General features: G+C 70.1%; 14 protein-coding genes and 1 pseudogene. 9 read left to right on the forward strand and 6 right to left on the reverse strand.

Annotated elements, in window-relative coordinates; all coding sequences use genetic code 11:
- Positions 1-30 precede the first annotated feature (30 nt).
- The 3 genes and pseudogenes from ACJX2R_RS01490 (at position 31) to ACJX2R_RS01500 (ending at position 5,348) form a co-directional block, all read left to right on the forward strand.
- Complete coding sequence (locus ACJX2R_RS01490) at positions 31-1,824, forward strand: AMP-dependent synthetase/ligase (protein ID WP_413098365.1); 1,794 nt, start codon at positions 31-33, stop codon at positions 1,822-1,824.
- Positions 1,821-3,011: an acyltransferase family protein gene (locus ACJX2R_RS01495; RefSeq protein WP_413098366.1), complete on the forward strand. Its 1,191-nt coding sequence runs from the start codon at positions 1,821-1,823 to the stop codon at positions 3,009-3,011. The genes ACJX2R_RS01490 and ACJX2R_RS01495 overlap by 4 nt, the downstream gene beginning before the upstream one ends.
- Before the next feature lie 344 nt (positions 3,012-3,355).
- Positions 3,356-5,348: pseudogene (locus ACJX2R_RS01500) on the forward strand (phosphoketolase).
- A 477-nt stretch (positions 5,349-5,825) separates the two neighbouring features.
- On the opposite strand, the gene ACJX2R_RS01505 reads toward ACJX2R_RS01500, so the two are convergent.
- From ACJX2R_RS01505 to ACJX2R_RS01525, 5 genes are all read right to left on the reverse strand, one after another.
- Positions 5,826-6,608 carry an SDR family NAD(P)-dependent oxidoreductase gene (locus tag ACJX2R_RS01505; RefSeq protein ID WP_413098367.1) on the reverse strand — a complete coding sequence of 261 codons (783 nt, stop codon included), beginning with the start codon at positions 6,606-6,608 and terminating at the stop codon, positions 5,826-5,828.
- An 82-nt stretch (positions 6,609-6,690) separates the two neighbouring features.
- Positions 6,691-8,070 (reverse strand): MFS transporter, encoded by a 1,380-nt coding sequence (locus ACJX2R_RS01510; RefSeq protein WP_413098368.1) that lies wholly within the window; start codon positions 8,068-8,070, stop codon positions 6,691-6,693.
- A gap of 105 nt (positions 8,071-8,175) precedes the next feature.
- On the reverse strand, positions 8,176-9,810 hold the full coding sequence (locus ACJX2R_RS01515; RefSeq protein ID WP_413098369.1) for an FAD-dependent oxidoreductase: 1,635 nt from the start codon (positions 9,808-9,810) through the stop codon (positions 8,176-8,178).
- 71 nt (positions 9,811-9,881) lie between these two features.
- Positions 9,882-11,246, reverse strand: coding sequence for a pyridoxal phosphate-dependent decarboxylase family protein (locus tag ACJX2R_RS01520; RefSeq protein WP_413098370.1), 1,365 nt, complete (start codon positions 11,244-11,246; stop codon positions 9,882-9,884).
- Positions 11,247-11,333: 87 nt separating this feature from the next.
- On the reverse strand, positions 11,334-12,689 hold the full coding sequence (locus tag ACJX2R_RS01525; RefSeq protein WP_413098371.1) for a glutamine synthetase family protein: 1,356 nt from the start codon (positions 12,687-12,689) through the stop codon (positions 11,334-11,336).
- Between the two features lie 895 nt (positions 12,690-13,584).
- Here ACJX2R_RS01525 and ACJX2R_RS01530 point away from each other — a divergent pair.
- The 6 genes from ACJX2R_RS01530 to ACJX2R_RS01555 all read left to right on the forward strand — a co-directional run bounded on the left by ACJX2R_RS01530 (position 13,585) and on the right by ACJX2R_RS01555 (position 20,139).
- Entirely contained in the window at positions 13,585-14,391 is an 807-nt protein-coding gene (locus ACJX2R_RS01530; protein ID WP_413098372.1) for an acetoacetate decarboxylase family protein, read from the forward strand.
- A gap of 83 nt (positions 14,392-14,474) precedes the next feature.
- Positions 14,475-16,007: an aldehyde dehydrogenase gene (locus ACJX2R_RS01535; RefSeq protein WP_413098373.1), complete on the forward strand. Its 1,533-nt coding sequence runs from the start codon at positions 14,475-14,477 to the stop codon at positions 16,005-16,007.
- A complete protein-coding gene (locus ACJX2R_RS01540) occupies positions 16,000-16,935 on the forward strand; it encodes a 3,4-dihydroxyphenylacetate 2,3-dioxygenase (protein ID WP_413098374.1) in 936 nt (311 codons plus the stop codon). The genes ACJX2R_RS01535 and ACJX2R_RS01540 overlap by 8 nt, the downstream gene beginning before the upstream one ends.
- Positions 16,936-16,945: 10 nt before the next feature.
- The gene (locus ACJX2R_RS01545; protein WP_413098375.1) at positions 16,946-17,791 is read left to right on the forward strand and encodes a fumarylacetoacetate hydrolase family protein; all 846 of its coding nucleotides are present in this window, start codon (positions 16,946-16,948) and stop codon (positions 17,789-17,791) included.
- 90 nt (positions 17,792-17,881) lie between these two features.
- Positions 17,882-19,369: an aldehyde dehydrogenase gene (locus ACJX2R_RS01550; RefSeq protein WP_413098376.1), complete on the forward strand. Its 1,488-nt coding sequence runs from the start codon at positions 17,882-17,884 to the stop codon at positions 19,367-19,369.
- Entirely contained in the window at positions 19,366-20,139 is a 774-nt protein-coding gene (locus tag ACJX2R_RS01555) for a gamma-glutamyl-gamma-aminobutyrate hydrolase family protein (RefSeq protein ID WP_413098377.1), read from the forward strand. The genes ACJX2R_RS01550 and ACJX2R_RS01555 overlap by 4 nt, the downstream gene beginning before the upstream one ends.
- Positions 20,140-20,162: 23 nt before the next feature.
- Here ACJX2R_RS01555 and ACJX2R_RS01560 read toward each other — a convergent pair whose 3' ends face one another.
- On the reverse strand, positions 20,163-20,735 hold the full coding sequence (locus ACJX2R_RS01560; protein ID WP_198277107.1) for a MarR family winged helix-turn-helix transcriptional regulator: 573 nt from the start codon (positions 20,733-20,735) through the stop codon (positions 20,163-20,165).
- Between the last annotated feature and the right edge of the window lie 490 nt (positions 20,736-21,225).

Here is a 21,225-nt window from a genome sequence, read left to right on the forward strand (position 1 = left end):
TCTGAGGTGATATAAGCGGAAACTCCATGTATGCGCGAATACGAGACCCCCTTCGCGATCCGGATCCCGCCAGAGGACCAGCTGGCCACCGCGGTGTTCCGAGGTGACCGTTCCGACCTCGTCCTTTTCGATCGGCCGACGGGAAGCGGCGGCTGGGAGCCCGTAACCGCCACTCTGTTCGCCACCGAGGTGCGGGCCCTGGCCGCGGGCTTCCTCGCCACCGGAATCCAGCCCGGCGAGCGGGTCGCCCTGCTGGCCGCGACCAGCTACGAGTGGACGTTGACGGACTACGCCCTGTGGACGATCGGCGCGGTGCCGGTGCCGGTCTACGACACCTCCTCGCCCGAGCAGATCCACTGGGTGCTCGAGAACTCCGAGGCCGTCGCGACCGTCGTCGGGACCGCGGAGCACCGGCGGCGCCTGGAAGACATCGACGCGGCTCTTCCCGGGCTGGACCGGGTGTGGCAGATCGACGCCGGAGACCTCTCGCGGTTGCGGGAGGAGGGCGCCGGAGTCCCCGATGCCCAAGTGGACCAGCGCCGCGGCGCAGTCCGCGCGGAGGACACCGCGACCATCATCTACACCTCCGGCACCACCGGCCGGCCCAAGGGATGTGTGCTCACCCACGCCAATCTGCTCTACGACGCCCGCGCCGCGATCGTCGCGTTGCGGGAGATCTTCGACGAGGACGCCTCCACGGTGCTGTTCCTGCCGCTGGCGCACGTGTTCGCCCGGATCATCGAGGTGGCCTGTGTCGAACACGGTGTGCGCCTGGCCCACACCGCTGACCTCGACCGACTGCCCGACCATCTCGCAGCCCTGCGGCCGACGTTCATCCTGGCGGTGCCCAGGGTGCTCGAGAAGGTCCACAGCCGTGCCCAGCAGCGTGCCCAGGCCCAGGGCCGTGGCCGCGTCTTCGGGTGGGCCGAAGAGGTCGCCGTCCGCCACAGCCGGGCACTGGAGCGCGGAGGCCGCTCCGGCCGAGGGCTCCGCCTCGCCCATCGCCTCTTCGAAGGGCTCGTCTACCGGCAACTGAGGGCGGCGCTCGGCGGACGCGTCGCCTACGCCATCAGCGGCGGTGCCCCGCTCGGTACCCGGCTGGGCCACTTCTTCCGGGGGATCGGCGTGACGGTGCTCGAGGGCTACGGGCTGACCGAGACCAGCGCCGCCGCCACCGTCAACCAGCCCACCGCGGTCAAGATCGGCACGGTCGGCCGGCCACTGCCCGGTGTCACGGTCCGGATCGCCGAGGACGGTGAGATCCTGCTCCGCGGTCCGGTTGTCTTCCCGGGCTACTGGCGCAACGAAACCGTCACCAAGGAGACGCTGAGCAGCGACGGCTGGCTGCATACCGGAGACGTCGGTGCCCTGGACGACAACGGATTCCTGACCCTCTCGGGCCGCAAGAAGGAGATCATCGTCACCGCCGGCGGCAAGAACGTCCTGCCCACCGAACTGGAGGACCGTCTGCGCGCCGATCCGCTGGTCAGCCAGGCGGTCCCGGTCGGCGACCGGCGCCCGTACATCGCCGGCCTGATCACCCTGGACGAGGAAGAGCTGGAGTCCTGGAAGAAGAGCGCCGACAAACCCGCGGACGCCACTCCCGCCCAGCTCCGCGACGACCCCGACCTCCTCGCCCGGCTCCAGGCCGTGGTGGACGAGGCCAACGCGACGGTCAGCCCGGCCGAGCGGATGCGCAGGTTCAGGGTGCTGCCGAACGACCTCACCGAGGCCGACGGTTATCTCACGCCGACGCTCAAGGTCCGCCGCGCCCGGGTACTCCAGGACTTCGCGACGGAGATCGACGCCCTGTACCGCGCGTGACGCACAGCCCGCGCCGCGGAACCGGCACCCGCGGCGCCTCCGGGGCGCTGGACCGGCTCGTGAGCGCCACCCCGGACAAGCGGGACCGTGTGGTCGACGCCGCCCGGGCACTCAGCATCGTCATCGTCACCCTGTGGCACTGGACGCTGTCGATCACCCATCGCAACGCCGACGGCGACCTCGTCATGCCCAACCCGATCGACGCCGTTCCCGGCGGCTGGCTGGCCACCTGGGTCCTACAGATCATGCCGGTGTTCTTCCTGGTCGGCGGTTACGCGAACCTGGCCGGCTGGGAACGCCACCGGGCGAACGAGGAGTCCGCCGGACGGTTCGTCGCCGACCGGCTCCGCCGACTGTCGGTACCCACCGCCGCATGGGCGGCGATATGGCTGGCCGGGGAGCTGATCACCGCGGCCCTGCCGGGACCTCACCACTGGATGTGGCAATGGTTCCCCGGTTATCTGACGCCCCTGTGGTTCCTCGTCATGTACAGCCTTCTGATCCTCGCCGTGCCGGTCACCGCGACCCTGCACGCCCGCCACGCCGCCGGCGTCCTCGCCACGCTCGCGGGACTGATCGTCCTCGGCAGTGTGCTCGGCCGCGGGGTCGGTCTGACCTGGGCCGAGTGGGTGACCGCCGCGCTGGTGTGGCTCCTCTGCCACCAGCTCGGCTACGCCTGGCGCACCTGGCGGCTCGGCCGCCGACCACTGGGCCCACGGCTGGTGGTCACCGGAACCGGCCTGCTCGCCCTGGCCGTCCTGACCATGTTCGCCCGCTACCCCCACTCGATGGTCGGTACGGTCGGCGACACCGAGTCGAACATCTTCCCCACCAACGCGACCATCGCGGCCCTCGCCGTCTTCCAGCTCGGCCTGCTGGCACTGATCACACCAGCCGCCACCCACCTGCTGCGCCGGCGCGGTGTCTGGAAGCCCGTGGTGGCACTCAACGTGGTGGCGATCACCGTCTTCCTGTGGCACATGACCGCCTACCTCGTCGCATTGTGGGTCTACGAACGCCTCGGCCACACGCTCCCGTCCAAGCCCACCGCCGACTGGTGGGCGCAACGCTGGTACTGGCTGCTGGCTCCCCTGGCCGCCCTCCTCGCGCTGATCGCGGTGTTCGCCCCTGTCGAGATCAGGACACGCGGCTCCTCGCGGAAGCCGAACCCGGGCGGTGAGCGGTGACCGCCATGTGCCGGCGACACGATGCGCCCGAGCCGCCCCCGGACGCCCCTCGTCGGGGCCGTGCCTCCACGGACAGGTGCTCGCTCCCTCCTGGTGGCCGTGGGCCACTGCCTGCGGACCGGTGCGCGCGGGCCCGTGGGGCGGCACCGCACCCCAGGCACACGCCTCTGCCGGGTGACACACGCCGTGCCGCTGAGCGCCGCGGCACCGGTGGTGGCCCCGGCGGACGAGTGACGGGACACCACGGACGGCCGCCGCCCACGAACCGCGTATCCGCTGAACCACGCATCCGTGAGTTGGACCAGCTCGACGTCCCGTGCCCCGGCGCCTTCCCTGGAGCGACCATGACTACGGCAGAGAATCCCGGATCCACCAACGTGCTCCGCGATGACGAACTGCACGCCCTGGACGCCCACTGGCGTGCCGCCAACTACCTGTCCGTAGGTCAGATATCAAGACCCGCGGGGCCGACGTCCTGGCCATCTGGGGGCCAGGACACGGCGGGCCCTCCGTGTTCACGAGGGCGGCGAGCTGGGCTACTGCCTCGCCCACGCCTACGGCGCGGCGTTCGACAACCCCGGCCTGGTGGTCGCATGTGTGATCGGCGACGGCGAGGCGGAGACCGGGCCGCTGGCCGCCTCCTGGCACTCCAACAAGTTCCTCGACCCCGTCCACGACGGCGCCGTGCTGCCGATCCTCCACCTCAACGGCTACAAGATCGCCAATCCCACCGTCCTGGCCCGCCTCCCCTGGCCAGAACTCGACGCGCTGATGCGGGGCAACGGCCACGAGCCGATCCACGTGTCCGGTGACGACCCGGCCGAGGTGCACCGCGCCATGGCCACCGCGTGCGACCTGGCCTTCGACCGGATCGCCCAGTTCCAGCGGGCTGCTCGCGAGGAGGGCTCCCGTGAACGCCCGCTCTGGCCGATGATCGTGCTGCGGACCCCGAAGGGCTGGACCGGTCCCGGCGAGGTCGACGGCGTGCCGGTGGAGGGCACCTGGCGCTCCCACCAGGTCCCGCTCTCCGGAATCCATGACAACCCGGAGCATCTGCGGATGCTGGAGGAGTGGCTGCGTTCGTACCGTCCCGAGGAACTCTTCGGGCCCGACGGACGGCCGCTGCCCCACGTCCTGGCCCGCGTCCCCGAGGGGCGCCGGCGCCTGGGCGCCACCCCGTACGCCAACGGGGGACTGATACTGCGCGAGCTGCCCCTGCCACCGCTGGAGGATTTCGCCGTGCCCGTGGACCGGCCGGGCGCCACCCTCCACGAGCCCCCGCGCGCGCTCGGCGCACTCGTCGAGGAGGTCATGAGGCGGACATCCACCCGCCGCGACTTCCGCCTGGTGGGCCCCGACGAGACCGCCTCCAACCGGCTCGACGCCGTGTACGGCGCCACCGGCAAGGCATGGCAGGCCGAGACGCTCGGCGTGGACGAACACCTCGACCCGCACGGCCGGGTGATGGAGAATCCTCTCCGAACAGCTCTGCCAGGGCTGGCTGGAGGGCTACCTGCTCACCGGACGACACGGGCTGTTCTCCTGCTACGAGGCGTTCGTGCACATCGTCGACTCCATGGTCAACCAGCACATCAAGTGGCTGCGCACCTCCCGCCGACTGTCCTGGCGCGCGCCCGTCGCCTCGCTCAACTATCTGCTCACCTCGCATGTCTGGCGCCAGGAGCACAACGGCTTCTCCCACCAGGACCCCGGCTTCGTCGACCACGTCCTCAACAAGAGTCCCGAGGTGGTGCGTATCTACCTGCCGCCGGACACCAACACCCTGCTGTGCGTCTCGGACCATGTCCTGCGCAGCCGGGACTTCGTCAACGTCGTGGTGGTCGGCAAGCAGCCCTGCTTCGACTGGCTCTCCCTCGACCAGGCCGACGCCCACTGCGCGCGCGGGGCCGGCGTCTGGGACTGGGCGAGCACCGACGACGACGGTGAGCCCGACGTGGTCCTCGCCTGTGCCGGGGACGTGCCCACCCTGGAGGTGCTGGCCGCCGCCAAGCTACTCCGCCGCCACCTGCCCGACCTCAAGGTGCGGGTGGTGAACGTGGTCGACATGACCCGGCTGCTCTCCAGGGAGGACCATCCGAACGGACGGACCGACTCCGAGTACGACGGCCTCTTCCCGCCCGACAAGCCGGTGATCTTCGCCTACCACGGATACCCGTGGCTGATCCACCGGCTCCCCTACCGGCGCGCGGGACACGGAAACCTGCACGTACCAGGGTCCGTCAGACCATGGCCGACGCCCGCACCCGGCACCACTCCCACATCCGGGCCCATGGGGTCGACATGCCGGAGGTGACGGAGTGGGCCTGGGCCGACTGACCCACGGGACCGCTGGGAAACCATGCCTCAAGACCCTTTGGTCCCACTCGAGCCATAACGGTCTTGGGGAGAGCTGGTTCGTGGGCGCTCTCATCCGGGGCACGGCATGAAGGCCTACGCCCAACGTCGAGCGTTGTTTCTGGAAGCACCTGCACCGCGTCGGCGTCCCCTTCGGGGAGCTGGCCTGGGACCGGGCAGTGGAACAAGTCCCAGGCGGCACCGAGGAGGCCCTTGCCGATGCCGCAGCAGCCTTGCTGAAGCGTGTCCACGACGGCCCCGACCAGGAGGCCAGTCCGGCGAAGCGGTCACGACGCAACCGCCGCGTCACCGCCCGCACCCCATGCTGATGCCGAGGATCGCGACCATGGAGCAGACTCTGTTCCAACACGCCTCGCCGCCTGTTCCCGAGCGGCCTTACAGCGGAGTGGACCCGAGCAGGTGAGATCTGGGCGGTGGTGTCGGGGCGCGGCGCGTGGTTCAGGCGATCCAGCCGCCGTCGATGACCAGGGCCGCGCCACTGGTGTAGCTGGACTCCGGTCCGGCGAGGAAGAGCACGGAGTGGGCCACCTCGTCGTACTGGCCTTCGCGTCCCATGGGCACCAGATCTCCGGCCCGCGCGGACCGCTTGACCAGTGCGTCCTCGGTCATCTCCTGGCGGCGGTCGGTCATGACGCATTCCAGGAAGCCGGGGCAGATGCAGTTGGCGCGGATGCCCTGGGAGGTGAAGTCCCGCGCCAGGGAGCGGGTCAGCGCGATCAGGGCGGCCTTGGAGATGCCGTACACGGCCTCCTGAGGCGATGCCTTGATCCCGGCGGAGGACGCCGTGCTGACGATGGAGCCGCCGCCGGTCCGCTGCATCGGGGGGATGGCCGCGCGGGCGAAGAGGAAGGCGGATTTGACGTTGACGCCCATGGTGCGGTCCCACACTTCCTCGGTGGTGTCGACGAGGGAATGCGCGTCCAGTGGATCGATCCCGGCGTTGTTGAAGAGCACATCGACACGTCCGAAGTGCTCTTCGGCGACGCGTACGGCCTCGTCGGCCGTCGCGGCCTGCGAAACGTCGCCGACGACCTGTACGGTCTTGGCGCCCATGGCGTCGAGCTCTCGTGCGGCAGCGTCGAGGCGGTCCCCATCGCGGTCCACCAGGACCAGCGAGGCGCCCTCGGCGGCGAAGAGCTTGACAGTGGCACGGCCCAGGCCCGAAGCCACGCCCGTGGCGATCACGGTCTTGTCCTGGAAACGTCCGGTGGAGGAGGTCATGGTGGTCTCTCTCGGTTGGTGACGGACCCGGTGGCGGGCGGCGACACGGCGCGCCCGCCACCGGAATGCGTGACTCGGCCAGCTAGGCGGGTTGCTGTTCGCGAGCGCTGGAAGCACTGTCGGCTCCGGTGCCGAAGCCACTGTCGGCGTTGGCGGAGAGCGACCGGCGGAAGGTCTCGGGTATCTTGACGAGCGCCACGAAGAACACCGCGGCGATGGCCATGAAGTAGAACCCGGGGGCCAGCTTGGTGCCGGTGGCGGTGATCAGGGCGGCGGCCACAAAAGGCGCGCTGCCGCCGAAGGCGGCGTAGGCGGTGTTGTAGCCGATGGCCGCGCCGGTGTAGCGCACGGAGGTCGGGAACAGTTCGGTCTGCATCACCACGACGGCCACCGAGATGGCCGTACCCGGAATGATCGCCAGCATCTGGCCCGCCACGGCGCCCGCCACGCTGCCGCTGCCGATCATCAGGAAGCTGGGGACGCTGACCGCGAACAGTATGACCGTGCCGCCGATCAACAGCGGTTTGCGGCCCACACGGTCGCTGAGCAGCGCGTAGCAGGGAACCAGAACGGCACTGAGGACCAGCGTCGCGGAGGTGGTGAGCAGTGCGGTGGTCTTGCTGAGGCCGACAGTGGCGATGAGGTAGGTGGGCAGGTAGGTCTTGGCGGTGTAGGAGGCGACCGACTCGACGGTAACGATCGCGAAGAGCAGCAGGATCGGCCGCCAGTGGCGGACCAGGGCCTCCTTGGCGGGGGACGGCTGTTTGACCGGGGCGGCCTCCTGGACCTTCTGGTAGGCGGGGGTCTCGGCGATCTTGAAGCGGAGATAGAGCCCGACGACGGCCAGCGGACCGGCCATCAGGAAGGGGATGCGCCAGCCCCAGCTGTAGAGCTGGTCTTCGGTGAGGACGGCGGTGAGGCCGGCGACGAACAGGGCAGCGACGACGAAGGCGATGACGCCGACCGCCTGGATACTCGTAGCCCACAGGGCTCGGCGGCGCTGGGGTGCGTATTCGGCGAGGAACGTGGCGGCGCCGGAGGTCTCTCCTCCGGCGGAGAGACCCTGAAGCAGTCGGCAGATGACGATCAGGACCGGGGCGAGAACGCCGACCTGGCCGTAGGTCGGAAGCACACCGATCAACACGGTGGAGCCGCCCATGAGCAGGATGGTGCTGGCCAGCACGGTGCGGCGGCCGAACTTGTCACCGAGGTTGCCGAAGAGGACAGCGCCGACGGGTCGGGCGAAGAACGCCACGCCGAAGATGGCCAGGGTGGCGAGCAAGCCGGCGGAGTCGCTGGCAGCGGGGAAGAAGACCTTGGCGATGACTGTGGCGAGATAGCCGTAGACGCCGAATTCGTACCACTCGATCATGTGGCCGAAGCAAGCGGCTCCCACGATCTTTATGGGCCGCGTCGCGGGGGCTTCCCCGTTGCCTTCGGGAACGTCGTGTTGTGCTGCCATGGTGAACCCTTGAGTGTGAGGTGAGCGGACACAGAGGCGCGGGGGGTTTACAGGGACTGATGCTCCGCGGCAGTGCGGGGAGCTGAACGGGGTGGCCTGAGCGGGTCAGGTGCGCGGTGCCGGGAGCTGCCGGGCCGCTTCGCCGCCGACCGTCATGGCCGCTGTCAGGGCAGGGCCGAGGCTGGCGCCTGATCCGGCGTAGCCGGGGCCCATCAGACTCTGCGCGACATTTCCGCAGGCGAGAAGCCCTGGAAGGGGGTTCCCCGGCGATCCGAGGACCCGCCCGAGGTGGTCGGTGACCACGCCTCCCTTGGTTCCGTTGATGCCGAGGGTCACCGGCACCGCGTGGAAGGGAGGGGTTGTGATCGGGCCGAGGCACGGATTGGGCTGGTGGCCACCGTCCCCGTTGTACCGGTCATGTGGGTTGTGCCCGCGTTCGAACTGCGGATCGACGCCATTACGGGCATGGGTGTTGAAGGTGCTCACCGTGGCGGTGAGGTTCAGGGGGTCGATTCCGGCCAGGGCGGCAAGGCCGCCGAGGTCGCTGTGGGTGGGGATCCACGACGGGGTCGGGGTTCCCGGGGCGAGGCCGGCGATCGGGTACTGCTGGCGGAACGCGGAGTCGGTGATCAGCCAGGCCCTCGCGTTGGGGAAAGTGTGGCGTTGCTGGTCGAAGGCGAGGAAGGCCTTGCCGAGGTCGTTGTAGGAGCTGGCCTCGTCGGCGAAGCGGTGGCCCGCCGCGTTGACGAGGATGGAGCCGGGGAAGGCGAGTTCGCGGACGGCGTTGCGGGTCATCGGCCGGTCGTCGTAGCTCTGGCCGGGGACCGCGATCGCGGCCGTCCACCAGGCTTCCGACATCCCCGCGATCCGTGCCCCCGCCCGCATCGCCAGGCGTAGCCCGTCACCTTCGTTGCCGGGCGGTGATACGGGCAGCGCGGGCACCAGGGGGAGGAAGTCGGAGCGCAGCGCAGGGTTCCACTCGAAGCCGCCGGAGGCGAGGACCACCGCACGGCGAGACCGGAGCGCGACCCGCTCCCCTTCTGCGGGGTGGACGACCACACCTCGCACGGCGCCATCCTCTTCGATCAGCTCCCCCACCCGCTGTCCGGTGCACAGGTCCACGCCCCGTCGTGCGGCTGCCAGCACCAGACCGGCCACCAGCGCGGCTCCCTGGGTGAGGATCCCCTTGGACCGGCGCTCCTCGACCAGTCCGGCGGGGACGCCGGTACGGGCCTCGGCGCTGGTGAGCGGGGGGCGGGTGGGCGAGGTGCGGACACCGGGCAGGCCGGAGCCGAGCGCGGAGGCGTCCAGAGGGAGTGGCTCGAGGGTGCGGGCCTCGGCGGCACCGGGGAAGTCCGGGTGATAGTCGGGACGGCGTACCGCGAACAGCGGGATACCCAGGTCGCGCTCCAGGTACGTGACGAGGCGGGGGCCGTTGTCGACGAACGCCTCGATCACCGGGTCGGCGATACTGCCGAGAGTGATGCGGTCGAGGTAGCGCAGGGCGTCCTCGCGGGTGTCCGTCAGGCCCAGCGCGCCCAGGTGTGGGTGGCACGGGATCCACAGGTGCCCGCCCGAGATCGCGGTGGTGCCGCCGATGAGTGGGGTACGTTCCAGCACGGCGACGGATGCGCCCCGGTCGGCGGCTGCGCAGGCGGCGACGAGCCCCGCGCCGCCGGAGCCCACGACGATGACGTCGTAGACGCGTGCGGGCGCGGTCGGCTTCAGCGCAGTGGCCATGGTCTGCTTCTCCTCCGGTGGTCGGGGCCCCTGACGGCGCCTGGACGGGCGGTCCGGGGGGCCGGGTCGGGTCAGCCCGTGGCCGCGGTCAGTTCCTCCACCCGACCGTGCAGCGTGTCGAGCCAGTTCTCGCTTTCCGGCTTCATCAGCACGCTGCGCAAGATCCGCCCGGTGGGCACGTCCGCCTCGATCCGGTGGCCTCGGTCGGCCAGTGCCCGGCCTTCGACGCCATACGTGGCGAGGAAGACAGCCTTGTCGGGGTGGGCTGACATGCCAGCCTCCATGACGGCGGCCGAGATCCGGTCGATCTCCGAGAGGCGGCCGGTGCGCGGCAGATACGTGACGATGTCCAGTTCCGGCTGCTGGTAGGGGGCCAGCAGATCGGATTTCTCCAGCAGCTCGGTCCACCGCAGGGCCGCCCGTCGACCGGGCCGCAGCACCGCGCCGAGGCCGTCCGGGGTGAGCGGCAACAGCCGCTGTGTGAGCCAGAGAGCGGCGGCGGCAGCGCCCGCGCGGGAGCATTCCAGGGAGATCTCGCCGAGATGGAGTTCCGCGGAGGTGAAGTACGTGTACGGCGAGTCGTGCTGGTAGAAGCGGCCGACGGCCGGGTCGGCGAATATGACCGCGCCGCAGCCGTAGGGCTGGAGGCCGTGCTTGTGGGGGTCTACGACGACGGAGTCGCACCGGGGGATGGCCCGGTAGGGGGCGGCGGTGACACCTTCCGAGGTGTCATCGGCGATAAGGGTGAAGAAGCCGCCGTAGGCCGCGTCCACGTGAAGGCGTACGCCGTACTTCTCGCGCAGGGCGAGCGCCTCGTGGATGGGGTCGATAGCGCCGAGGCCGGTGGTGCCGGCGGTCAGCACGACCGTTCCGACCTGGCCGGTGCGCAACAGCTCCTCCAAGGCGTCCAAGTCCATTCGCCCGGCGGTGTCGGTGGCCACCGGGAAGGACTCGACGCCGAGCAGGTGGCACATCCGGGCGTGGGTGTAATGGGCATCGGCACTGTGGGCGACGCCCTTGCCCGGATGGATCTCGCGGGCGACGAACAGCGCTTCGAGGTTGGCGACGGTACCGCTGGTGGTGAGGTGCCCCAAGTGTTGTCCGAAGCCGAACATGGTGGCGAGCGCGTCGACAGCTTCGCGTTCCATGCGGGCGGTGGCGGGCCCGCCGTCCAGTGCGTGGTTGTTGGGGTTGATGAGCATCGCAGCCAGGTGGCCGACGACGGCGGCCGGGTGCGGGGGTTTGAGCATCTGGCCGGCGTAGCGGGGATGGAAGAAGGGGTAGTTGTCGTGGAGCCGGGAGGTCAGCTCACCGAAGGCGTCGGCGAGCGCCTTGTCGTCAACACGCAGCGATTCATGACGGTCGTGGGGTCCGTACGTGTGCTGCCAGGCGGTGATCTCGTCGACCGCCGCATTGAGCCATCGCTTCAGGTCCATGGGTCTTCTCCTCGCTGGGGGTGGCCGGGGTGATGGGAAGTGTTCTCGGGGGTGGTACCGCACCCCGCCTGGGGCTGTCTCCGGGGGTCAGACGTGCTGGACGTACTCACCGAACTCCCAGTCGGTGACATGTCGCTCGAAACGTTCCAGCTCATTGCGCTTGTAGCCGAGGAAGGCGTCGACGAACGGCTTGCCCAGCACATCGGTGAGTTCGGTGTCGGCCTCGAGTGCGTCCAGCGCTGCGCCCAACGTCCGGGGCAGCCGGGCGGCGCGCGATGGGTCGTAGCCGTAGCCCTCCAGAGGGGTGGGCGGTTCTGCCTTGGCCTCGACCCCCAGACGCAGGGCGGCGAGCAGGCCGGCGATCGCCAGGTAAGGGTTCGCGCTGGCGTCGCCCAGCCGCAGCTCCAGACGCGCGCCCGGCCCTCGTTCCGGTGGAATCCGCAGCATGGCGCTGCGGTTGTCCAGCCCCCAGTCGATGAGCCAAGGGGCCAGTGAGTCGCGCCCGAAGCGCTTGTACGAGTTGATGGTGGGGTTGAGCAGCGCGGCGAGCGCGGGCGCGTGGCCGATCAGCCCGGCGATCGCATGGTGTGCGGTGGCCGACAGGCCGTATGCGCCGCTGGGGGCGTCGAAGATATTCCGGCCCGTCCTGTCCAGGCAGGAAACGTGCAGATGGAAACCGCAGCCACCGCTGTCATTGAACGGCTTGGCCATGAAGGTGGCCAGCCGCCCCTCGGCTCGGGCCAGTTCGCGCACCGCCGCCTTGAAGCGGAAGGCGCGGTCCGCGGCGTCCAGGGCGTCCGAGTGGGTCAGATTGATCTCGAACTGGCCCTCGTCGAATTCCTGGTTGCCGGCGGAGGCCCCGACGCCGAGGCCGTCCAGTTGCCGAAGCGTGCGCAGCAGGTGACGGTCCGGGTCGCCGCGCAGTCCGCTGCTGTAGACGTTGCCGACCAGTCCCTGGTAGCGGCGCCACCCCTGCGGAGCGGCGGCATCCCGTTCCAGCAGGAAGTACTCGAGTTCCGGCCCCACGACGGGACTGATTCCCGAGTCGGCGAGCGCGCCGGTGACGCGCCGCAGCAGGTCACGGGGGGATTCGGGGACGGGCTGCCCGGTCGCGGGATCGGTCGGGTCGCCCAGGCACCAGGCGACTCCGGGTTCCCAGGGCAGGGCGACCAGGGTGTCCAGGTCGGGGTGCACGCACACGTCGGGCAGCCCCTCGGCCAGGCCGCCGGCGATGTCGACGACGTCTCCTCGGGGCGAGGTGTGGTAGACGGCCTGGCAGAAGGTCAGCCCGTGCCTCATGGCGGAGGGCAGGTGGCTCAGGAGGACATCGCGGCCCCGGTCGACACCGATGAGGTCGGGATACCCGACTCGTACGACGTCAATGCCCTCGGCGGCGAGCTGGTCGACGCGCTGCTGGACAGTCGGGGGTTCTTGAGCATCCACCGGTGGCTCCTGGGAGGGGGAGAGTGGGGTGCGGCGTCGCGGCGACGGTGCGCGGCGATCGGGGTACGCGGAGGGCGTCATCACCGAGCCGCGTCTTGTTTGAAGCCAAACAATATGGATTCAGCCACCCCCGCACAAGGGGATGTTCATGATCCATTCAAGCCACACTCTCTGTACGGCGTCGATGCTACGCCCATCCACCCAGGTCAGAGCAGGGTCGCAGAGCGTGCACGGAACCACGGAGAGGCCGAGGCCGTGACAGGCGAGGCCCGACGCCCCGAAGCCGGTGATCTGCTCCACACGCCCAGCCCGGTCGCCTCCGAGCTCATCACCAATGCAACCTGCGGCCGCGACACGGCGATAGCCGAGGCGCCGCTCGGTGAGCCGGCCTTACCCGCCCGTCACCCGCAAGAGCTCGACTCCCCCGCATACGCGAAGGCGTCCTGGCCATGCGGGATTGCCGCACGAGAATCAGGCAGTCGGAAGATCCGGCAGCGGCCTCGGTTCCGAGGCGTGTCGCAAGCCGGGTGCAGTCGATGCCGTCGCCCACCAGCAGTTCCCGTGCCAAGCCGCACTCTCCGCCCGATGCCGACGTCACGCCATCCGTCCAGGTCAGAGCGGGGTTGCGGAGTGTGCGCGGCCCCGTGGAGAGGCCGGGACCCCGAACGAGGCCTTGACAGACGAGGCCCGGATGCATTTCATTTGAGTTCAAACGATCGGGCGTGTTCGGGATCCGGGTCTTGCCGCTCCCCACTGGGAAACCGTCGCACCGGGATCACTTCGTGTACGGCACCCGTCAGTACAACGGGGCCGACCCCGCGTCCGCACGGCCAGCCGATCCGCACCCGCCTGGCGACACGGCCCGGCGCCCGTCCTACTGACCTCAGGAGACCTCGTGGCTACCGTCCGCGGATACTTCCACCCCAAGACGGCTACCGGGAACTCGTCGCTGATCCCCGCTCCGCCTTGGCACTACTCCGGCGATTTGCTGACCGTCGAGTACCGCACCGACCCGGCACGGGTCCGCGAGCTCCTGCCCGAACCCTTGGAACTCGCCGAGGAGGATCCCGGCGCGGTCGCGCTGATCTGGGCCGACTGGCAGTCCTGCTCCGATTCCCGAGAAGAACTGCTCGACCCGGTGCGCGCCCAGTACAAGGAGGCGTTCGCGGTCGTCCGCTGCTCCTACCAAGGCCGTACATACTCGCGCTGCGTCTACATCTGGGTGGACAAGGACTTCGCCATCGCCCGCGGCCTGCACCAGGGCTACCCCAAGAAGCTCGGCTCGATCCACCAGACCCGCCCCCACCCCTACGGGCCCGCGCCGCGCATCGAGTCCGGCGCCCGCTTCGGGGCGACCCTGGCCTGCGCCGACCGGCGGCTGGCGGAGGCCGTGGTCACCCTGCGCGAGCCTGCCGCCGACAACGGATTCGTCAACGGCCACCCCATGGCACATCACCGCTGGCTGCCCGCGATCGAGAAGGGCGGGGGGCTCGCGCTCAACGAGCTGATCGAGACGGGTGCCGCTTCCTTCGAGGCCGGCCGGCCCTGGGTCGGCGACGCGGAACTCGAACTCTTCGAGGCGCCCACCGAGGAACTGTCCCGGCTGGAGATCCAGGAGCCGATCGCCGCCTATTACCGCCAGGTCGGGGTGGTCTGGGACGGCGGGCGGCTGCTCGCGTCCGGTGCCGACGCCACCGTGTAGCACGCCCCGCCCGCGCTGACACACGTCTGGAGCCCCAGCTCCGCCAGGAGCTGTTTCCCCAACCCGTATCCGGAGGATCGGACATGCCCCACCAGCCCGCCGCCCCGGCGGATCCCCCCGTCACCGAGACGACCGCGGCGGCCGCAGCCGCCGGGGCCGTCACCGTTGCCGGTGTCAGCGTCGACACGCGGCACTGGATCGGTGGCCGCCGGGTGACGTCCGCGACGACGTTCACGGACGTCTCGCCCATCGACGGTGCCCCTCTTGCCGAGATCGCCCGCGGTGGCGCCGCCGAGGCACAGGCGGCGGTCGCCGCGGCGGCCGAGGCTTTCCCCGGCTGGGCGGCGACCCCCCGTGCCGAGCGGGCTCGGCTGCTGCACGCCATCGCCGACGGCGTCGAGAAGCGGATCGAGGAGCTCTCCCAGGTCGAGACCGCGGACAACGGTGCCCTGCTGCGCTCGCACCGGCGCGGTGTGATGCCCCGGGTCGCGCACAACTTCCGGTTCTTCGCCGACCGGCTGCTGCGACTGGACCACGACGACTTCGAGACCCGCGGCCACACCAACCACGTGTCGTGGGACCCGGCGGGCCCTTGCGTGCTGATCACGCCGTGGAACGCGCCGCTGATGCTTGCCACCTGGAAGGTCGCGCCCGCACTCGCGGCCGGGAACACCGTGATCCTCAAGCCCGCCGAATGGTCCCCGCTGACCGCCTCGCTGCTGGCCGACATCGCCGCCGAGGCGGGGCTGCCCGCCGGGGTGCTCAACATTGTCCAGGGGTACGGCGCCGAAGCGGGCCAGACCCTGGTGTCGCACCCGGACGTCCGCCGGATCAGCTTCACCGGCTCCGTTCCCACAGCCCGGCACATCGCCGCTGCCGCGGCCGCCAACCTCACCCCGGTCAGCCTGGAACTGGGCGGCAAGTCGCCGCTGCTGGTCTTCGCCGACGCCGACCTCGACCTCGCCGTCGAACTGGCCGTCGAGCAGTACGACAACGCCGGACAGGTCTGTTTGGCAGCCACCCGGATCCTGGTCGAGTCCTCGGTTGCCGAAGAGTTCACCGAACGGTTCCAGGCCCGGGCCGCTGCGCTGACCCAGGGCGATTCCCGGGACGCGGCCAGTGACCTCGGCCCCAACATCCACCCCCGCCAGCTGGAGAAGATCGACGGCTTCGTGCAGCGGGCGATCGCGGCCGGCGCCCGCGCGGTCGTCGGCGGAGGCCCCAACACCGACCTCGGCGGCCTCTACTACCGTCCCACTCTCCTCGCCGACGTCGCCCAGGACAGCGAGATCGTCCAGGAAGAAGTCTTCGGCCCGGTGCTCACCCTCCAGACCTTCGACACCGAGGACGAGGCAGTCCGCCTCGCCAACGACACCCGCTTCGGCCTCGCTGCCACCATCGCCACCGGCAGCTCCGAGCGGGCGGAGCGCGTCACGGCCGCCCTGGTCGCCGGCACGGTCTGGGTCAACTGCTTCTTCGTACGCGACCTGAGGGCCCCTTTTGGCGGTTCCCGCCACTCCGGAATCGGCCGGGAAGGCGGCGACTGGAGCTTCGACTTCTACTGCGACCTGAAGAACACCATCACCGCACCGAACGGACGGACCAACCATGGGTGAGATCGTCGGGGCAGGGCTGCTCGCCCATGTGCCCACCATCGTGCTTCCGGAGGCCGAGCGGCGGAAGCTGAACAAGGGCAAGGAGATCACCCTCGTCACCGGCCTGCGGCAGCTGCGCGAGGAGGTCTTCGAGCGGGACGACTACGACACCGTCGTGGTCCTGGACTCCCACTGGGCGACCACGGTCGAGTTCGTCGTCACCGCGCAACAGCGCCGGGCCGGGCTCTTCACCTCCGAGGAGCTGCCGCGCGGCATGTGCCGGATGCCGTACGACTTCCCCGGCGACCCCGAACTCGCCCACAACATCGCCTCGTTCGCCGGCAAGCACGGCACCTGGATCACCGCGATCGACGACGACTACCTGCCGATCTTCTACGCCACGATCAACCTGTGGAAGTTCCTCGGCGAGGGCCTGCCCGGCAAGCGGTGGGTGACCATCGGCGTCTGCCAGACCGGCGACCTGGAGGACCACCTGCGGCTCGGGCGGGCGCTCGCCGACGGTATCGCGGCCACCCCCGGACGCCGCGTCCTGCTGATCGCCTCCGGCGCCCTCTCGCACACTTTCTGGCCGCTGCGCGAGATCCGCGACCACGAGGCCAGCGACCCGGCACATATTTTCACGCCGGAGGCCCGCGAGGCGGACTACGAGCGGATCGCCTGGTTCAAGGAGGGCCGCCACGACAAGGTCCTCGACACCATGGACGAGTTCTGGAAGTACAAGCCCGAGGCGAAGTTCTTCCACTACCTGATGATGGCCGGCGCCCTCGGCGAGCAGGCCTGCACCGCGCGGGCCCGGCAGTACGGCGAATACGAGAACTCGGTCGGCACCGGCCAGGCCCACCTGTGGTTCGACCGCCCGGCCGACGGCTGGACCGGCACGGGAGGACCCGTGACAACCGCGCCCCCCAACCCGCACCGTCGCTCCTAGGAAGGCCACCATGCCCGAATACCGCCGCATCCTGCTCGACGGCGCCGCCGTCCAGGTCACCGTCGACGGCGACGAACTCGCCGCCGGGGACGGCCGCCGCGTCAAGACCGACGAGGCCCACCACCTGCCGCCGGTCGTGCCCTCCAAGGTGATCGCCGTCCACCTCAACCACCGCAGCCGCGTGGACGAGTTCCGGATCAGCCTGCCGGACACCCCGACCTACTTCCACAAGCCGACCTCGGCCCTGAACTCCCACAAGGGCGCCGTGGTGCGCCCCGAGGGCTGCAAGTGGCTGAACTACGAGGGCGAGGTCGCCATCGTCATCGGCCGGACGGCGCGGAACCTCTCCCCGGCCGAGGCGGGAAAGTACATCGCGGGCTACACCGTCGCCAACGACTACGGCCTGCACGACTTCCGCGACACCGACGCCGGCTCCATGCTCCGGGTGAAGGGCTCCGACACCCTGTGCCCGCTCGGCCCGGGCCTGGTCACCGACTGGGACTTCCGCGGCAAGAGCCTGCGGACGTACGTCAACGGCGAGGTCGTGCAGGACGGCTCGACCGACGAGATGCAGTGGGACATGCACTACCTCGTCGCCGACATCGCCCGCACCATCACCCTGTACCCCGGTGACGTACTGCTGTCCGGCACCCCGGCCAACTCCCGCCCGGTCCGGCCCGGCGACATCGTCGAGGTCGAGGTCGAGGGTCTGGGCCGGCTCACCAACCACATCGTCACCGGCCCCACCGCGATCCGCACTGACGTCGGCGCGCAGCCCACCGAGTCCGAGGAGGTGCTGTCCACCGCGCTCGGCGGCGACTGGGAGTTCCGCGGCATCCGCGCGCCCAGACGCTAAGGGTGCTGCGAATGCCACGCCATGCGCGTGGCGCCGTATGGTTTGGAGTCAAATAACATGCGAGCCCCTGAAGCCCCACAGAAGGTTGCCATGCCCGACACCTACGAGAGCTGGCTGCGGCGAGCCAAGGAGCTGCGGCTGCCCGACAGCCATCACATCAACGGCATGGACGTATCCGGCCACGGGGACGGATACGTCGTGATATCGCCCCGTGACGGGCAGGCACTGGCCCGGGTAGCAGACGCCGGGCAAGCCGAAGTCGATCTGGCGGTCGCCGCCGCCCGCCGGGCCTTCGACCACGGGCCGTGGCCGGGGCTCGCGCCCGCCGAACGCGGGCGGGTGCTGTTGCGGCTGGCTGACCTGCTGGAGGAGCACCGGGCCGAGCTGGCGCTGACCATCAGCCTGGAGATGGGCAAGCCCATCTCCGACGCGTACGGCATCGAGCTGCGGGCAGCGATCTCCACCTTCCGCTGGTACGGACAGCTCGCCGACAAGCTGGGCGACGAGTCGCCGCACACCGCCGACGACGCACTGGCCTTGGTCACTCGGGAACCGGCCGGAGTAGTCGGCGCGGTCGTGCCGTGGAACTTCCCGCTCACCCTCGCGTCCTGGAAGCTCGCCCCAGCGCTGGCCACCGGCTGCACCGTCGTGCTGAAGCCCTCGGAGATGTCCCCGCTCTCCGCACTGACTCTGGGGCGGCTGGCCACCGAGGCGGAGCTGCCGCCCGGGGTCCTCAACGTCATCTCCGGAGACGGCCCCGTCGCCGGACGCGCCCTGGGTCTGCACCCCGGTGTGGACGTACTGGCCTTCACCGGCTCCACGGCCGTCGGACGGCACTTCCTGCGTTACGCCGCCGACTCCAACCTCAAGCGCGTATGGCTGGAACTGGGCGGCAAATCTCCCCACATCATCCTGCCCGACGCCCCCGACCTGGACCGGGCCGCCGCCACCGCCGCCTGGGGCATCTTCTTCAACCAGGGCGAGATGTGCACCGCCCCCTCCCGGCTCCTCGTGCACCGCTCTGTTGCCGACCGGGTTGTGGATGCGGTCGCCGAGCGTGCCGACACCCTCCGGGTCGGGGACCCGCTGGACCCGGCCACGGAGATGGGACCGCTGGTCGGCACCGGCCATCTGGAACGGGTGCTGGAGCACATCGGCGACGGTGTCGCCAATGGTGCCCACCTGCGTACTGGTGGCGAACGGGTACTGCGCGACAGCGGCGGCAGCTTCCTCCAGCCGACCGTCTTCGAACGCGTCCCGGTCGAGTCCCGGCTGGCGCGTGAGGAGATCTTCGGGCCAGTGCTCTCCGTCTTTGTGTTCGACGAGCTCGAGGAGGCGGTGACCCTGGCAAACGACACCGAGTACGGGCTCGCGGCCGGCCTGTGGACCTCGGACCTCTCCACCGCGCACCAGATGTCCCGGCGGCTCAGGGCAGGCACCGTCTGGGTCAACTGCTACGAGGAAGGCGACCTGACCGTTCCCTTCGGGGGCATGAAGCAGTCCGGCAACGGCCGCGACAAGTCCGCGCACGCGCTTGAGAAGTACACCGAACTGAAGACCACCTGGATCCAGCTGTGAGCCCCCCGGCCGGGCGGGCTTCCGTCCCCGCGGACGCGCCCCGCCCGCTGATCGCTGTGCCGGCCCGGTTCGCAGCCTCCACCTCCGCGCTGCGCCACGCGGCGGAGGTCACCGCGCGTGCCCTGGCCGAGGCGGTGTGGCGAGCGGGTGGCGAACCGGTGAGCGTGCACCCGCATGCGCCCGGAGGCCGGGCGGACGCCGCCCAGGTCGCCGCACGGCTGGCCCGTTTCGACGGGATCCTGCTGCCCGGCGGCGGTGACCTCGCACCGCACCGCTACGGCGCCCTTGATGTGCACCACAGCGTCTACGACGTCGACGACGAGCAGGATGGCTTCGACCTGGCCGTGGCCCAGCACGCGCTGCGAGCCGGGCTGCCGCTACTCGCGGTGTGCCGCGGGCTCCAGATCGTCAACGTCGTACGGGGCGGAACGCTGGAGCAGAACATGGGGGGCCCGGGTTTCGATCACCGGCATCTGATCCACCCTGTGACGCCGGTACCCGGCTCCCTTGTCGAGCGGGCGGCCGGGGCGCAGAAGATCGAGGTGTCCTGCTATCACCACCAGCGGGTCGCCGAGGCCGGAGCCGGGCTGGCGGTGACCGCGCGGGCGGCGGACGGCACGGTGGAGGCACTGGAACTGCCGGGTGCCCGAGGCTGGTTCGCGGCTGTGCAGTGGCATCCGGAGGACACCGCACACACCGATCCCGTCCATCAGGCGCTGTTCGACCAGTTCGTCGCCGCGGCAGCCGGACGGATCCGCCCGGCTGCCTGATCCCCGCACAGGAACCGGCACGGTCAGACCTTGGGACGGCGCCCGCTGCGGCGTGGCGGCAGCTCGGCGCCACCGCGCAGGGCCTGCCGTCGCTCCTCGCCGTGCTGCTCCAGTTGCACCACGATGCGGCGCAGCGCCTCGGCGGTCTGACGGCACTCCTCATCGCTCAGCTGGGTGACGACGAACGCCTCCTCGGCGTTGAAGTCGGGGAACAGGCTCCTCATCAGCTCTTCGCCCTCGGGAGTGAGCGCGAGCAGGACGCGGCGCCCGTCGGAGGGATGATCAGAGCGGCTCACCAGACCCCTGGATTCCAGGGTGCGGGCGATCCCGGTGAGGGTGCCCTTGGAAATGCCGGCCTCCTCGGCCACGTACCGGGTCTCCATCTCTCCCCAGATCCACACCACCCAGAGCACCACGAAAGCAGTCCAGGTCAGATCGGCGGCGCGCAGCACGGAGTTCTCCACATGCTGGCGCACGGCCGCTGCCGCCCGGTGGATATTACCGACAACTGCCATCTGGTCATACCTGATAGGTACGTCACCAAGACGCGCCGCGACCAACTTCTCGGTTTGGGCGATGGACCGCTGCCCTGCCACGGGCACCTCCTCGGCTTGGGCCGCCCCGGCCATGCGGGAGGCGATCGTTCGACATCAAATTATAACGGTGGAGACCGATCGCCTTCCCGGCGGGACGTCGGGGCCTTGGCCGTCCCACCGCCCTGCGGCCGTACCCGTCGCTCCGGAATCAGTGGCTCCTCGCGCAACGTCAGCCGGGTAATCGACGCGGCGCCCGGCCGGTCAGCGGACCGTCTTAAGGACCTGATCTCGGAGGCGGTCCTGGGGCTCCTGGCCGGCGCACCGGGCGAGAGCCTCATGGCCAGCGCCTTGATCGTCTTTACCGTCGTGGCGTTCAACCTCCTGGGCGACATCATGATCGCCCGCACCCACCAGCAGGTCACCTCATGACGTCCTCAGCAGCCGCCGGCCGACCACCACTGCTCCAGGTCGACCACCTCGGCATCGACCTGCACCGCCGCCGGGCCCCCTCACCCTCGTCCGCGATGTCAGCATCGGCATTTCCCCAGGA

Source organism: Streptomyces sp. Inha503 (assembly GCF_047215865.1).
Taxonomy (GTDB): domain Bacteria; phylum Actinomycetota; class Actinomycetes; order Streptomycetales; family Streptomycetaceae; genus Streptomyces; species Streptomyces lycopersici.

What these genes read in the sequence shown, in the direction of transcription:
- ACJX2R_RS01490 (WP_413098365.1), top strand. Translation starts at nt 31, where the DNA reads ATGCGCGAATACGAGACCCCCTTCGCGATCCGGATCCCGCCAGAGGAC.
- ACJX2R_RS01505 (WP_413098367.1), bottom strand. Translation starts at nt 6,608, where the DNA reads ATGACCTCCTCCACCGGACGTTTCCAGGACAAGACCGTGATCGCCACG.
- ACJX2R_RS01510 (WP_413098368.1), bottom strand. Translation starts at nt 8,070, where the DNA reads ATGGCAGCACAACACGACGTTCCCGAAGGCAACGGGGAAGCCCCCGCG.
- ACJX2R_RS01515 (WP_413098369.1), bottom strand. Translation starts at nt 9,810, where the DNA reads ATGGCCACTGCGCTGAAGCCGACCGCGCCCGCACGCGTCTACGACGTC.
- ACJX2R_RS01520 (WP_413098370.1), bottom strand. Translation starts at nt 11,246, where the DNA reads ATGGACCTGAAGCGATGGCTCAATGCGGCGGTCGACGAGATCACCGCC.
- ACJX2R_RS01535 (WP_413098373.1), top strand. Translation starts at nt 14,475, where the DNA reads ATGCCCCACCAGCCCGCCGCCCCGGCGGATCCCCCCGTCACCGAGACG.
- ACJX2R_RS01540 (WP_413098374.1), top strand. Translation starts at nt 16,000, where the DNA reads ATGGGTGAGATCGTCGGGGCAGGGCTGCTCGCCCATGTGCCCACCATC.
- ACJX2R_RS01545 (WP_413098375.1), top strand. Translation starts at nt 16,946, where the DNA reads ATGCCCGAATACCGCCGCATCCTGCTCGACGGCGCCGCCGTCCAGGTC.
- ACJX2R_RS01550 (WP_413098376.1), top strand. Translation starts at nt 17,882, where the DNA reads ATGCCCGACACCTACGAGAGCTGGCTGCGGCGAGCCAAGGAGCTGCGG.